12 protein-coding genes are annotated in these 12,986 nt (G+C 56.4%); 9 read left to right on the top strand and 3 right to left on the bottom strand.

The window, feature by feature from the left end:
* The first annotated feature begins 7 nt into the window (after positions 1-7).
* From lepB to acpS, 6 genes are all read left to right on the top strand, one after another.
* Complete coding sequence (lepB, locus tag NQH49_RS14445; RefSeq protein WP_176971030.1) at positions 8-979, top strand: signal peptidase I; 972 nt, start codon at positions 8-10, stop codon at positions 977-979.
* Positions 980-1,097: 118 nt separating this feature from the next.
* Complete coding sequence (rnc, locus tag NQH49_RS14440; protein WP_036620136.1) at positions 1,098-1,778, top strand: ribonuclease III; 681 nt, start codon at positions 1,098-1,100, stop codon at positions 1,776-1,778.
* Between the two features lie 49 nt (positions 1,779-1,827).
* Complete coding sequence (era, locus tag NQH49_RS14435) at positions 1,828-2,733, top strand: GTPase Era (RefSeq protein ID WP_256697140.1); 906 nt, start codon at positions 1,828-1,830, stop codon at positions 2,731-2,733.
* A gap of 3 nt (positions 2,734-2,736) precedes the next feature.
* The gene (recO, locus tag NQH49_RS14430; protein ID WP_256697139.1) at positions 2,737-3,465 is read left to right on the top strand and encodes a DNA repair protein RecO; all 729 of its coding nucleotides are present in this window, start codon (positions 2,737-2,739) and stop codon (positions 3,463-3,465) included.
* Positions 3,466-3,535: 70 nt separating this feature from the next.
* Positions 3,536-4,267 (top strand): pyridoxine 5'-phosphate synthase, encoded by a 732-nt coding sequence (gene pdxJ / locus NQH49_RS14425; RefSeq protein WP_256697138.1) that lies wholly within the window; start codon positions 3,536-3,538, stop codon positions 4,265-4,267.
* On the top strand, positions 4,267-4,647 hold the full coding sequence (gene acpS / locus NQH49_RS14420) for a holo-ACP synthase (protein ID WP_061718003.1): 381 nt from the start codon (positions 4,267-4,269) through the stop codon (positions 4,645-4,647). Before pdxJ ends, acpS begins: the two co-directional genes overlap by 1 nt.
* On the opposite strand, the gene NQH49_RS14415 is transcribed toward acpS, so the two are convergent.
* Entirely contained in the window at positions 4,644-4,892 is a 249-nt protein-coding gene (locus tag NQH49_RS14415; RefSeq protein ID WP_008101505.1) for a YfhL family 4Fe-4S dicluster ferredoxin, read from the bottom strand. The two genes, acpS and NQH49_RS14415, sit on opposite strands and share 4 nt — an antisense overlap.
* Positions 4,893-4,947: 55 nt before the next feature.
* Positions 4,948-5,787: a MurR/RpiR family transcriptional regulator gene (locus NQH49_RS14410; RefSeq protein ID WP_256697137.1), complete on the bottom strand. Its 840-nt coding sequence runs from the start codon at positions 5,785-5,787 to the stop codon at positions 4,948-4,950.
* A gap of 167 nt (positions 5,788-5,954) precedes the next feature.
* On the opposite strand from NQH49_RS14410, the gene yfhb reads away from it, so the two are divergent.
* Both yfhb and tadA read left to right on the top strand, forming a co-directional pair.
* Complete coding sequence (yfhb, locus tag NQH49_RS14405; protein WP_008101503.1) at positions 5,955-6,593, top strand: phosphatidylglycerophosphatase C; 639 nt, start codon at positions 5,955-5,957, stop codon at positions 6,591-6,593.
* Between the two features lie 64 nt (positions 6,594-6,657).
* On the top strand, positions 6,658-7,152 hold the full coding sequence (tadA, locus tag NQH49_RS14400) for a tRNA adenosine(34) deaminase TadA (protein WP_008101500.1): 495 nt from the start codon (positions 6,658-6,660) through the stop codon (positions 7,150-7,152).
* Here tadA and mltF read toward each other — a convergent pair.
* Complete coding sequence (gene mltF, locus NQH49_RS14395) at positions 7,149-8,606, bottom strand: membrane-bound lytic murein transglycosylase MltF (protein ID WP_256697136.1); 1,458 nt, start codon at positions 8,604-8,606, stop codon at positions 7,149-7,151. The two genes, tadA and mltF, sit on opposite strands and share 4 nt — an antisense overlap.
* Before the next feature lie 270 nt (positions 8,607-8,876).
* Here mltF and purL point away from each other — a divergent pair, with 270 nt between their 5' ends.
* Positions 8,877-12,767 (top strand): phosphoribosylformylglycinamidine synthase, encoded by a 3,891-nt coding sequence (purL, locus tag NQH49_RS14390; RefSeq protein ID WP_256697135.1) that lies wholly within the window; start codon positions 8,877-8,879, stop codon positions 12,765-12,767.
* Positions 12,768-12,986 lie beyond the last annotated feature (219 nt).

The raw sequence follows: 12,986 nt of genomic DNA, 5'->3' as shown, positions 1-12,986 counted from the left end.
ATTTTTAATGGCTAACATGTTCGCCCTGGTTTTAGTGATCGCCACACTGATCACTGGCGTTATCTGGTGTATCGATCGCTTTAAATGGGCACCGGCGCGTCGTGCGAAGCAGGCTGCTGCGCAAGCGCAGGCTGGCAACGCACTCGACAGTAAAACGCTGGCGAAAGTAGCGGCGCAGCCGGGTTGGGTAGAAACCACCGCATCGGTGTTCCCGGTGCTGGCGGTGGTATTGATCGTACGTTCGTTTATTTTTGAGCCGTTCCAGATTCCATCGGGCTCAATGATGCCAACGCTGCTGATTGGCGACTTCATCCTCGTGGAGAAGTTTGCTTACGGCATTAAAGATCCGATTACCCAAACCACGCTGATCCCAACTGGCCATCCGCAGCGCGGTGATGTCGCGGTATTCAAATACCCGAAAGATCCCAGCGTGGATTACATCAAGCGCGTGATTGGCTTGCCGGGCGACAAAGTGGTGTTTGATCCTTACAGCAAAACCCTGACCATCAATCCGGGTTGCAGCAGCGGCAATTGCGACACGGCGCTGCCGGTGACTTACACTAACGTTGAGCCAAGCAACTTCATTCAGACCTTCAGCGGCTTTGATGGCAATGAAACCGGCAACGGCTTCTTCCAGGCGCCGCAGGGCGAAACCATGAAGGGCGGCCTGCGTCTCGGCACCCGTAAAGAGACATTGGGCAACGTAACGCACGATATCTTGCTGGTAAACGAAGCGCAAAGTCAGGCAAGCATGTATTATCAGCAGCCGGGCCAGCCGCAATCGACCTGGATTGTGCCGCAAGGGCAGTATTTCATGATGGGCGATAACCGCGATAACAGCGCCGACAGCCGCTACTGGGGCTTTGTGCCCGAGAAGAATCTGGTCGGCAAAGCGGTGGCTATCTGGATGAGCTTCGAAAAACAAGAAGGACAGTGGCCGACCGGCGTGCGCTTTAGCCGCATTGGTGGGATTCACTAATTAGCTTCAAAAAAGGTTGGCCTCTCTTTCGGGAGGCCAGTGCACACCAAACAGAACAGGTTGGAACCTCAGCCCTGTTTCGTATGCAGTGATAGACGCACAGAACAACTGGAATAGCATGAACCCCATCGTCATTAACAAGCTGCAGCGCAAACTGGGCTACACTTTTACTCATCCGGATTTATTGCAGCAGGCACTGACGCACCGTAGCGCCAGCAGCAAACACAATGAACGTCTTGAATTTCTTGGCGATTCTATTCTCAGCTACGTGATCGCCAATGCGCTCTATCACCGCTTCCCGCGCGTGGACGAAGGCGACATGAGCCGCATGCGTGCCACCTTGGTGCGCGGCAATACGCTGGCGGAGATGGCGCGCGAGTTCGACCTTGGCGAATGTTTACGCCTCGGTCCGGGCGAGCTGAAAAGCGGCGGTTTCCGTCGCGAATCGATCCTCGCGGATACCGTTGAAGCCTTGATCGGCGGCATTTTCCTCGACAGCAGCATTCAAACCGTCGAAAAGTTAATTCTCGACTGGTATCACTCGCGACTGGAACAGATCAGTCCGGGCGATAAACAAAAAGATCCGAAAACGCGCCTGCAGGAGTATTTGCAGGGACGTCATCTGCCACTGCCATCGTATTTGGTGGTGCAGGTGCGTGGCGAAGCCCACGATCAGGAATTCACCATTCACTGTCAGGTGAGTGGCATGGCAGAACCGGTGGTGGGCATTGGCTCCAGCCGCCGTAAAGCCGAGCAAGCAGCCGCCGAACAGGCGTTAATTAAGCTTGGCCTCGAATAAATAGTCACATCGCAGCGTCGACAGCGACGCTGCCCAAGTCAGGACTCGAATGAGCGAACTCGAAACATATAGCGGCTTTATCGCGATTGTAGGCCGACCAAACGTCGGTAAATCCACTTTGCTGAACCAGTTGCTGGGGCAGAAAGTGTCGATCACTTCACGCAAGCCGCAAACCACGCGTCACCGCATCATGGGCATCCACACCGAAGGCGCTTATCAGGCGATCTACGTAGATACGCCAGGGCTGCACATGGAAGAGAAGCGGGCGATCAACCGCCTGATGAACCGTGCCGCCAGTAGCTCCATCGGTGACGTTGAGCTGGTGATTTTTGTAGTTGAAGGCACGCGCTGGACACCAGACGACGAGATGGTGCTCAACAAGCTGCGTGATAACAAAGTTCCTGTGGTATTGGCGATCAATAAAGTCGACAACATTCAGGACAAGAGCATTCTGTTGCCGCATCTTCAGTTCCTCAGCCAGCAGATGAACTTCCTCGAAATCGTACCGATCTCTGCGGAAAGCGGCAAAAACGTTGATGCTATTGCAGCAATTGCGCGCAAATGCCTGCCAAAATCTGAGCACCATTTCCCGGAAGATTATGTCACTGACCGCTCACAGCGCTTTATGGCGTCTGAGATCATCCGTGAAAAATTGATGCGCTTCCTTGGTGCTGAGCTGCCTTACTCCGTTACTGTAGAAATTGAGCAGTTTGTGTCTAACGATCGCGGCGGTTACGACATCAATGGCTTGATCCTCGTTGAGCGCGAAGGCCAGAAGAAGATGGTCATCGGCAATAAAGGCGCCAAGATCAAAACCATCGGCATTGAATCGCGTAAAGACATGGAAGAGATGTTTGAAGCGAAAGTGCATCTCGAACTGTGGGTTAAAGTGAAATCTGGCTGGGCGGACGATGAACGTGCGCTGCGCAGCTTAGGTTACTCTGACGAAGGTTAATTGATGGAAGGCTGGCAACGCGCCTTTGTGCTGCACAGTCGCCCTTACAGCGAAACCAGCCTGCTCCTCGATCTGTTCAGCGAAAGTGAAGGGCGCGTCCGCGTCCTTGCCAAAGGCGCCCGCTCGCGCCGCTCTCAATTAAAAGGTGCACTGCAACCCTTTACGCCATTGCTGGTGCGCTGGGGTGGACGCGGTGACGTCAAAACGCTGCGCAGTGCCGAAGCCGTTTCGCTGGCATTGCCGCTCAGCGGCATCACGCTCTATTGCGGACTCTACGTCAACGAGCTGCTATCGCGCGTGCTGGAGCAGCAAATTCCCTTCTCTGACATGTTCTTCGATTACCTGAATTGCATCCAAACGCTGGCGGCAGGCAACGGCTCGCCTGAACCGGCACTACGCCGCTTTGAGCTGGCGCTGCTTGGGCATCTCGGCTACGGCGTGGATTTTCTGCATTGTGCCGGCAGTGGCGAAGAGGTCGCTGACGGCATGACCTACAGCTACCGCGAAGAGAAGGGCTTTATCGCCAGTTTGGTGGTCAATCAGCGCAGCTTTACCGGCCGCCAACTGCGGGCGTTGTGGGAACGCGAATTCCCCGATGCCGATACATTGCGCGCCGCCAAACGCTTTACGCGTATGGCGCTGAAGCCCTATCTTGGCGGTAAGCCGCTGAAGAGTCAGGAACTGTTTCGCCAGTTTGTGCCAAAAAAGAAACCCGATGTGGCAAACGGCTAGCGCTGGTCGTACCGCCTGATATATTCAGCGCGGTACACTGCAAACACACTGAACACATTTAAGGATTGTCATGGCTGAGTTGCTGTTAGGCGTCAACATTGACCACATTGCCACCGTACGTAATGCACGTGGCACAAACTATCCCGATCCGGTGCAGGCCGCGTTTGTAGCTGAGCAGGCCGGCGCCGACGGCATTACCGTGCATCTGCGTGAAGATCGCCGCCACATCACCGATCGCGATGTGCGCATTCTGCGTGACACCATCCAGACGCGCATGAATCTGGAGATGGCGGTCACTGACGAGATGATCGACATTGCCTGCGAAATCAAGCCGCACTTTGTTTGTCTGGTGCCGGAAAAGCGTCAGGAAGTGACGACCGAAGGCGGGCTGGATGTGGCGGGCCAGCAGGATAAAATCAATGCTGCGGTGCGCCTGTTGAGCGATGCCGGCATTCTGGTTTCGTTATTTATTGATGCCGATCACCGCCAGATTGAAGCAGCGGTTGCCAGCGGCGCGCCTTACATCGAAATTCATACCGGCGCCTATGCCGAAGCGCCCGAAGGTCTCGCGCGCCAGGCAGAGCTGTCACGCATTCGTAAAGCCGCGACTTTCGCCGCCAGCCTTGGCCTGAAAGTGAATGCCGGCCACGGTTTGACCTACCACAACGTGCAGCCGATTGCTGAACTGCCGGAAATGCACGAGCTGAATATCGGCCATGCGATTATTGGTCGTGCGCTGTTCAGCGGTCTGGCAGATGCGGTCAGCGAAATGAAGCAGCTGATACGGGAAGCGCGTCGCTAATGGCCATTCTCGGACTCGGCAGCGATATCGTAGAGATCGAGCGCATTGCGGGCGTCATTGAGCGCTCCGGCGACCGTCTGGCGCGCCGCGTATTAAGCGAAGCCGAGTGGCAACAATATCAGGCGCACCAGCAACCGGTGCGCTTTCTTGCCAAACGGTTTGCGGTGAAAGAGGCGGCAGCAAAAGCCTTCGGCACCGGCATTCGCGGTGGGCTGGCGTTCAATCAGTTCGAAGTCTACAACGATGCGCTGGGCAAGCCGGGATTACGTTTCTTTGAGCAGGCCAAAGTGATTGCCAGCCAGCTCGGCGTGAAGCACGTGCATGTGACGTTAGCGGATGAACGCCATTACGCCTGCGCAACGGTGATTATCGAGAACTAAGGGTGCAACACCACGAACTTCTCCCACAGCGCCTCGCGGCTTTCCGGGTGCTGTGGATCGAGAATAATGGTGTTATCAATCGGGCAGACGCTTTGGCAGGTCGGCACATCATAATGGCCCACGCACTCGGTGCAGCGGTCGACATCAATCTCATAGATCGCATCGCCTAAGCTGATTGCCTGGTTTGGGCATTCAGGTTCGCACATATCGCAATTGATGCATTTAGTGGTGATGAGCAGGGCCATAGCGGAAGTCCAATAACAGCAGAAAAGGCGCGGGTATTATACGCGCCTGATCTCATCAGACCAGCTTTTTCACCAACTCTTCGCTGTGGCGAATGTGGCTGGAGGCGCGTTCGGGATCGTTTTGTACCAGCGCCATAAACAGCAAATCGGTCAGCGCCAGCTGCGCGCTGGTCGACGAGATCGCCGCGCTACGCGTGCTTTGCTCTTCCGCCACGGTGTAGAGGCAAACCGTGGCGCATTGCTGCAGGGCATTCGGCGTAAAACCGGTGAAAGCCAGCACATCGGCACCGACCTGCGCGGCTTCCTGCGCCGCCAGATTGATTTCGCGGCGTTCGCCTGTATAGGAGATCGCCAGCAGCACATCGCCTGGCGCCATTGCTTGCACGCTGGCGAGCAAGGCGTGCATATCCTGTTCCGCCACCGCATTGATGCCGATCTTCATCAGCTTCCACGAAAAATCTTTCGCCACTAAACCGGACGCACCGATGCCGACCAGCAAAATACGATTAGCGTTTTTCAGCAGCTGCAAGGTTAGCAGCAGCTTCTCTTCGCTGTTGATATCCAGCGTGGCGCGGATCGCCGAGATCTTCTCGGTCAGCAACTTTTCGCCAACCACTTTCAGCGGATCGTCGCTGAGAATATGGTTATGCACGGTAATCGCATCGCGATCGGCCATCGACTCGCTCAGCGCCAGCTTTAGCGCCGGAAAGCCTTTATAGCCGAGCTTCTGGGCGAACTTCACCACGCTGGATTGGCTAACGCCCGATTCCTCGGCAAGTTTTTGTGAACTGAGATGCCGTGCACGATCCGGCTGCGACAGCAAAAAATCCGCCAGCCGACGCTCATTTAGCGCCAGTCGCGGGTAGAGCTGACGAATGCGCAGCAATGAACTCATGGTTCGATCCTTAATTCCTTTATCCGCAAACAGCGCGTAAACGCGAAGAATAAACTATTCAAATGGCATTGTAGTCATTGGAATTAAAAATAGCAGCTTTCGCCTCGAACGCCGAAGCTGGCTACACTGTAGTGCAGAAACCGCGAAGGATAGAGAAGGAGTGCTGTTTGACAAAGGGTACACAACGACGCGTGGTGTTTTTCGATCTCGATGGCACGCTACATCAGCAAGACATGTTTGGCACCTTTATGCGCTATCTGCTGCGACGTCAGCCGATCAATCTGCTGCTGGTGGTGCCGCTGTTGCCGGTGATCGGTCTCGGCATGTTGTTCAAAGGCCGCGCCGCACGCTGGCCGATGAGTTTATTACTGTGGGCGATCACTTTCGGCCACAGCGAAACACGTCTGCGCCAGCGTGAGGCTGAATTCGCCGAGTGGTTCCGCCAGCGTGTTACCGCATTTCCGGTGGTGCAGCAGCGGCTTACCGACTACCTCAGCAGTAACGATGCCGATGTCTGGCTGATTACCGGTTCGCCGCAGTCGCTGGTGGAGCAAGTCTATTTCGATTCGGCCTTCTTACCGCGCGTGCAGTTGATCGCTAGCCAGATGAAACCGGGCCGTGGCGGACGTTTGCTGTCAATGCGCTGCCTCGGCCATGAAAAGGTGGCGCAGCTGGAGGAGAAAATCGGCACGCCGCTGCAACTGTATAGCGGCTACAGCGACAGCAAACAGGACAACCCGCTGCTGTTCTTCTGTCAGCACCGCTGGCGCGTCACGCCAAGCGGTGAGCTGCAACAGCTGGAATAACGCTTCGATTCCGGCAGCAGCATCGCTATAATGCGCCGCCTTAAATGTCCGCAGGAGCTGCCCGGTGAACCCACAAACTGATGAATATTGGATGCGTTATGCGCTGGAACTGGCGAAGCGCGCGTGGGAGCAGGGCGAAGTGCCGGTTGGTGCGGTGCTGGTGCAGGGTGACAAGGTGATTGGCGAAGGCTGGAATCGGCCGATTGGTCAGCACGATCCTACCGCACATGCCGAGATCATGGCGCTGCGCCAGGGCGGCAAAGTACTGGAAAACTATCGTCTGCTGGATACCACGCTGTACGTCACGCTGGAACCCTGCGTGATGTGCGCCGGTGCGATGGTGCACAGCCGCATCACGCGGCTGGTGTATGGCGCTAAAGATGAGAAAACCGGCGCGGCCGGTTCACTGCTGGATGTGATTGGTCATCCCGGCATGAATCATCAAATTCAGATTGATTGCGGCGTGCTGGCGGAAGAGTGTGCCGGGATGCTGAGTGACTTCTTCCGCATGCGTCGCGAGCAGAAGAAGGCGCTGCGTCAGGCGCAGCGCACCGGTTAATTCATCGCAATTTTCGGTTCGACCGCCGGGTAACCGGCGCCTAATTCCGCTTCCAGCGCCGACTGCTGCGCTAAACGCTTCTCCTGCTCCTGCAAATATCCCACCAAACTGATCTGATACTTACGGATGTTCTCAACGTAGTTATAGGCTTCGTGGCCGCGCGCATAGCCGTAAGTGGTTTGCGTGTAGTAGCGCTTCTGACTGAGCATTGGCAGACGCAGCTTCACATCGGCCCAGCTGTCCGGATTGCCGCCCTGTTTTGCCGTCAGCTTGCGCACGTCCAGCATGTGCGCGTAGCCCATGTTATATGCCGCCAGCGCGAACCAGATACGTTCCTCTTCCGGAATGGTCTCCGGCACTTTCTCCATCATGCGCTTGAGATATTCGCTGCCGCCGCGAATGCTCTGTTCGGGATCGAGGCGATCGTCAACGTCGAGGCTATCGGCGGTATTGCGCGTCAACATCATCATGCCGCGTACGCCGGTTGGCGACGTAGCCTGCGGATTCCAGTGCGATTCCTGATAAGAGATCGCCGCCAGTAAACGCCAATCCATGCTGGCAGAATATTTCTCAAACAGCGGTTTGATATCCGGCAGCGTGTTATCAATGGCGCGCAGGAAGGTGCGGGTATCAACGTAGTCAAAGGTGCCAACGTGGCCGAGATACTTCTCTTCCAGCCGCGCCATGGTGCCTTCCTCGCCCATCTGGCTGTAGAAGTCGAGCATCGCAGCGCTCAGGCTGTCGTCATCGTTACGCGGCAAATACCAGGTTACCGGCTCTTCATCGGTCACATCAAATGCCACCGCCAGCTGCGGATGAATGCGCTGTAGCAGGCCGATGGTGACCGAATCGCCCACCGTATAATCGAGTTTGCCGTCGGCAACCGCTTCAAGCAGCGCTTTCTGGCCCTGATCGGTGGAGATAGCCCAGTCGAGATCGGGATAGCTGTCAGCTTTGGCGGAACGTAAAGTTGACAGATATGCCGAACCGGACTGCACAATCAGGCGGCCTTTGAGATCGCCCAGATTCTTCGGCCGGGGCTTATCAATGCGGTACACCAGCTGCTGCGACACCGAATAGTAGCTCGGGCCACTTTGGTAGTGTGCGAGGCGCTCGCTGTTGTAGATCAAGCCGGCAGCCAGCAAATCCGCTTTTCCGTCATCGAGGTCGTCAAACAGATCGCCGAGGTTAGGACGCACCTCAACTTCCAGTTTCACGCCCAGGTAATCGGCGAAGCGCTTCGCCAGCTCGTAATCCATACCGGCTGGTGCATTGTTAATGGTGTAGTAAGTCAGCGGAGAGTTAACGGTACTGATGCGCAGCACTCCGCGTGATTTGATCTGTGATAGCGCGTCTGTTCCGCCCCCGTACCACGGGATGGAAGGCCACAATGCTAGCGCAAGCAGCACGGTGATCAGACCGATAAACAGATAGTTTATTTTTAGGCGTTTCAAATAGTTGTCTCGTAATGGCTCACAGGCCTCTGTCTTTTAAAGGCAGTATTTATGTTGTTTTAACTCCCAGAGCGAGGGGCATTTTGCGCAACAAAAAGGGGCAGGGCAACTTTTATAGCAAGAATTGTGCAAAATTCAGCCAAACGCCAGGTGCCAGAATTTATGCGCAAACGGTTTCGTAACCCGTGCTGTTTCTCTATAATACCGCCCGTTTTCCCCTGTTGCGCCCAATGAAGCGTCGCCCGGCACTTCAAAGACGAGAGATCTTTAATGATGGAAATTCTGCGTGGTTCGCCCGCTCTGTCGGCATTTCGTGTAAACAAACTGCTGACCCGCTTTCAGGACGCTCACCTTCCGGTGAGTGATATTTACGCCGAGTACGTCCATTTTGCCGATGTTAGTGCACCGCTCAGCGCGGATGAGCAAGCCCGCCTGCAACGCCTGCTGAAATACGGTCCTTCTCTCGCCGAACACGCGCCACAAGGGCGTCTGTTGCTGGTAACGCCGCGTCCCGGCACCATCTCACCGTGGTCATCGAAAGCCACCGACATCGCCCATAACTGCGATCTGCCACAGGTCTTGCGTCTTGAACGCGGTATGGCCTTCTATGTGCAGGCACCTGAGCTGACGGAAGCACAGTGGCAGCAGCTGGCGAGCCTGCTGCATGACCGCATGATGGAAACGGTGTTCGCTGACCTCAATGATGCGCAGCAGCTGTTTGCTCACCATCAGCCGCAGCCGCTGAAGAGCGTTGACGTGCTGGGCGCCGGTCGCAGCGCGCTGGAGCAGGCCAACACCACGCTGGGCCTGGCGCTGGCCGATGATGAGATCGATTACCTGCTTGATGCCTTTACTAAGCTGGGCCGCAATCCGAACGACATCGAGCTCTACATGTTTGCGCAGGCAAACTCCGAGCACTGTCGTCACAAGATCTTCAACGCCGACTGGATTATCGACGGCGAAAAGCAGCCGAAGTCGCTGTTTAGAATGATCAAAAACACCTTTGAACATAATCCTGAGCACGTGCTGTCTGCTTATAAAGACAACGCTGCAGTAATGGAAGGTTCTGAAGTTGGCCGCTTCTACGCCGATGCGCAGAAGGGCGAATACGAATTCCATCAGGAAGACGCGCATATCCTGATGAAGGTTGAAACCCATAACCACCCAACCGCCATTTCACCGTGGCCGGGTGCCGCGACCGGTTCTGGTGGCGAAATCCGTGACGAAGGTGCAACCGGACGTGGTGCGAAGCCAAAAGCCGGTCTGGTCGGTTTCTCGGTATCGAACCTGCGTATTCCAGGCTTTGAACAGCCGTGGGAAGAGGATTTCGGTAAGCCGGATCGCATTGTCACCGCGCTGGATATCATGACCGAAGGCCCATTGGGCGGCGCGGCGTTCAACAACGAATTTGGTCGTCCTGCCCTGAACGGCTACTTCCGTACCTATGAAGAGCGCGTCAACAGCCACAATGGCGTGGAGCTGCGCGGCTACCACAAGCCAATCATGCTGGCGGGCGGCATCGGTAACATCCGTGCCGATCACGTGCAGAAAGGCGAAATCGTGGTGGGCGCCAAACTGATCGTGCTGGGTGGACCGGCGATGAACATCGGTTTGGGCGGCGGCGCGGCATCTTCGATGGCATCTGGCCAATCGGATGCCGATCTCGACTTTGCGTCAGTACAGCGCGACAACCCAGAAATGGAACGTCGTTGCCAGGAAGTGATCGACCGCTGCTGGCAGCTGGGCGAAGCCAACCCGATTCTGTTTATCCATGACGTCGGCGCGGGCGGACTTTCGAACGCGATGCCTGAACTGGTGAGCGACGGTAATCGTGGCGGTAACTTCAACCTGCGCGACATCCTCAGCGATGAGGCAGGCATGAGCCCGCTGGAAGTGTGGTGTAACGAGTCGCAGGAACGTTATGTACTGGCGGTTGCCCCTGCACAACTGGCGCTGTTTGACGAGCTGTGTAAGCGTGAACGCGCACCTTATGCCGTTATCGGTGAAGCCACCGAAGAGCTGCATCTGAACCTCGCCGACAGCCATTTCGACAACAAGCCAATCGACATGCCGCTTGACGTGCTGCTGGGCAAAACGCCGAAGATGACGCGTGATGTTGCCAGCCAGCAGGCTAAAGGTGATGCGCTGCAGCGTGACGGCATTAGCGTGGCGGATGCGGTAAATCGCGTGCTGCACTTGCCGACCGTGGCAGAAAAAACCTTCCTGATCACCATTGGTGACCGCAGCGTAACCGGCATGGTCGCGCGCGATCAGATGGTAGGTCCGTGGCAGATTCCGGTTGCGAACTGCGCCGTCACCACCGCCAGCCTCGATAGCTATCACGGTGAAGCCTTCTCCCTCGGCGAGCGCGCGCCAGTGGCGTTGCTCGACTTCGCCGCTTCAGGTCGTCTGGCCGTCGGTGAAGCGCTAACCAACATCGCTGCAACCTCAATTGGTTCGCTGCAACGCGTTAAGCTGTCCGCAAACTGGATGGCCGCTGCTGGTCACCCGGGCGAAGACGCCGGCTTGTACGCTGCGGTGAAAGCGGTCGGCGAAGAGCTGTGTCCGGCGCTGGGTATCACCATTCCGGTAGGCAAAGACTCGATGTCGATGAAAACCCGCTGGCAGAATGGCAACGAACAGCGCGAAATGACCTCGCCGCTGTCGCTGGTGATCACCGCCTTTGCGCGCGTTGAAGATGTGCGTCTCACCGTGACGCCACAGCTGCAAGCGGATCAAGACAACCTGCTGTTGCTGGTGGATCTCGGCAACGGCGCGAACACGCTTGGCGCGACCGCGCTGTCGCAGGTTTATCGTCAGCTGGGCGACAAGCCTGCCGACGTGCGTGACGCCACGCAGCTGGCGGGCTTCTTCAACGCCATTCAGGCGCTGGTGGCTGAGCAGAAACTGCTGGCTTACCACGACCGTTCTGACGGCGGCCTGTTGGTCACGCTGGCGGAGATGGCCTTCACCGGTCACTGCGGTATCGAAGCCGATATCGCCGCGCTGGGCAGCGATGCGTTAGCCGCCTTGTTCACCGAAGAGCTCGGCGCAGTGTTGCAGATCAATGCAGCGGATCGTGCAGCAGTCGAGAAGGTGTTTGCTGACCACGGCCTGAGCGCTAACCTGCATGTGATTGGTAAAGCGTTGCCGGGCGATCGCTTCGTGATCCGTTCTGGCGACAGCGCGGTGTACAGCGAAAGCCGTACCACGTTGCGTACCTGGTGGGCAGAAACCACCTGGCAGATGCAGCGTCTGCGTGATAACCCAGCCTGTGCCGATCAGGAGCATGCAGCGAAAAAAGACGATAACGACCCAGGTCTGAACGTTCATCTGACCTTCAAGCCAGAAGAAGATGTTGCGGCACCGATGATTGCGACGGGCGCACGTCCGCGTGTGGCAGTGCTGCGTGAGCAGGGCGTTAACTCACACGTGGAAATGGCTGCCGCCTTCCATCGTGCAGGCTTTACTGCGGTTGATGTGCACATGAGCGATCTGCTGGCTGGTCGTCGCGGTCTGGAAGAGTTCCAGGCGCTGGTCGCCTGCGGCGGCTTCTCGTACGGTGATGTGCTGGGCGCGGGCGAAGGCTGGGCGAAATCCATTCTGTTCAATGGCCGCGTGCGTGATGAGTTCGAGAACTTCTTCCATCGCCCACAAACGCTGGCACTTGGCGTGTGTAACGGTTGCCAGATGATGTCGAACCTGCGTGAACTGATTCCAGGCAGCGAGCTGTGGCCACGCTTTGTGCGCAACCAGTCCGAGCGTTTTGAAGCGCGTTTCAGCCTGGTTGAAGTGGCGGCGAGTCCATCGCTGCTGCTGGATGGCATGGTCGGATCGCATATGCCAATCGCGGTATCGCACGGTGAAGGTTTTGTCGAAGTGCGTGACGGCGCGCATCTGGCACAGCTGGAGAGCAAAGGTTTAGTGGCGCTGCGCTTCGTCGATAACTTCGGCAAAGTGACAGAAAGCTATCCGGCCAACCCGAATGGTTCGCCTAACGGCATCACTGCGGTAACCAACGAAAGCGGTCGCGTCACCATTATGATGCCACACCCAGAGCGTGTGTTCCGTACCGTGAGCAACTCCTGGTATCCGGCAGAGTGGGGCGAGGACAGCCCGTGGATGCGTATCTTCCGCAACGCGCGTAAGCAGTTGGGATAAGCAAAACAAAGGCCGCTAAACAGCGGCCTTTTTTATTGAACTGCGCGTTTTGTAGGGTCGCCATTCATGGCGACCTTGCTGAAATCCGCATGATTCTGAGACTGTCGGAAAACAACGACAATCCCGCCTTTATGTTGTCGCCAAAAGGTGACACTTAAATTATTGATTTATATAGCGAGTAAATTAGCGTACTAAACTCGTTGCTAATCAGCGACACTT

It is taken from the genome of Pantoea trifolii, assembly GCF_024506435.1.
Taxonomy (GTDB): domain Bacteria; phylum Pseudomonadota; class Gammaproteobacteria; order Enterobacterales; family Enterobacteriaceae; genus Pantoea; species Pantoea trifolii.
Note: the sequence above shows the minus strand (reverse complement) of the source record. Positions and strands in the feature narration are given on the sequence as shown.

Coding starts and splice junctions, on each gene's coding strand:
- NQH49_RS14415 (WP_008101505.1), bottom strand. CDS start 4,892: ATGGCCCTGCTCATCACCACTAAATGCATCAATTGCGATATGTGCGAA.
- era (WP_256697140.1), top strand. CDS start 1,828: ATGAGCGAACTCGAAACATATAGCGGCTTTATCGCGATTGTAGGCCGA.
- purL (WP_256697135.1), top strand. CDS start 8,877: ATGATGGAAATTCTGCGTGGTTCGCCCGCTCTGTCGGCATTTCGTGTA.
- recO (WP_256697139.1), top strand. CDS start 2,737: ATGGAAGGCTGGCAACGCGCCTTTGTGCTGCACAGTCGCCCTTACAGC.
- lepB (WP_176971030.1), top strand. CDS start 8: ATGGCTAACATGTTCGCCCTGGTTTTAGTGATCGCCACACTGATCACT.
- acpS (WP_061718003.1), top strand. CDS start 4,267: ATGGCCATTCTCGGACTCGGCAGCGATATCGTAGAGATCGAGCGCATT.
- rnc (WP_036620136.1), top strand. CDS start 1,098: ATGAACCCCATCGTCATTAACAAGCTGCAGCGCAAACTGGGCTACACT.
- pdxJ (WP_256697138.1), top strand. CDS start 3,536: ATGGCTGAGTTGCTGTTAGGCGTCAACATTGACCACATTGCCACCGTA.
- NQH49_RS14410 (WP_256697137.1), bottom strand. CDS start 5,787: ATGAGTTCATTGCTGCGCATTCGTCAGCTCTACCCGCGACTGGCGCTA.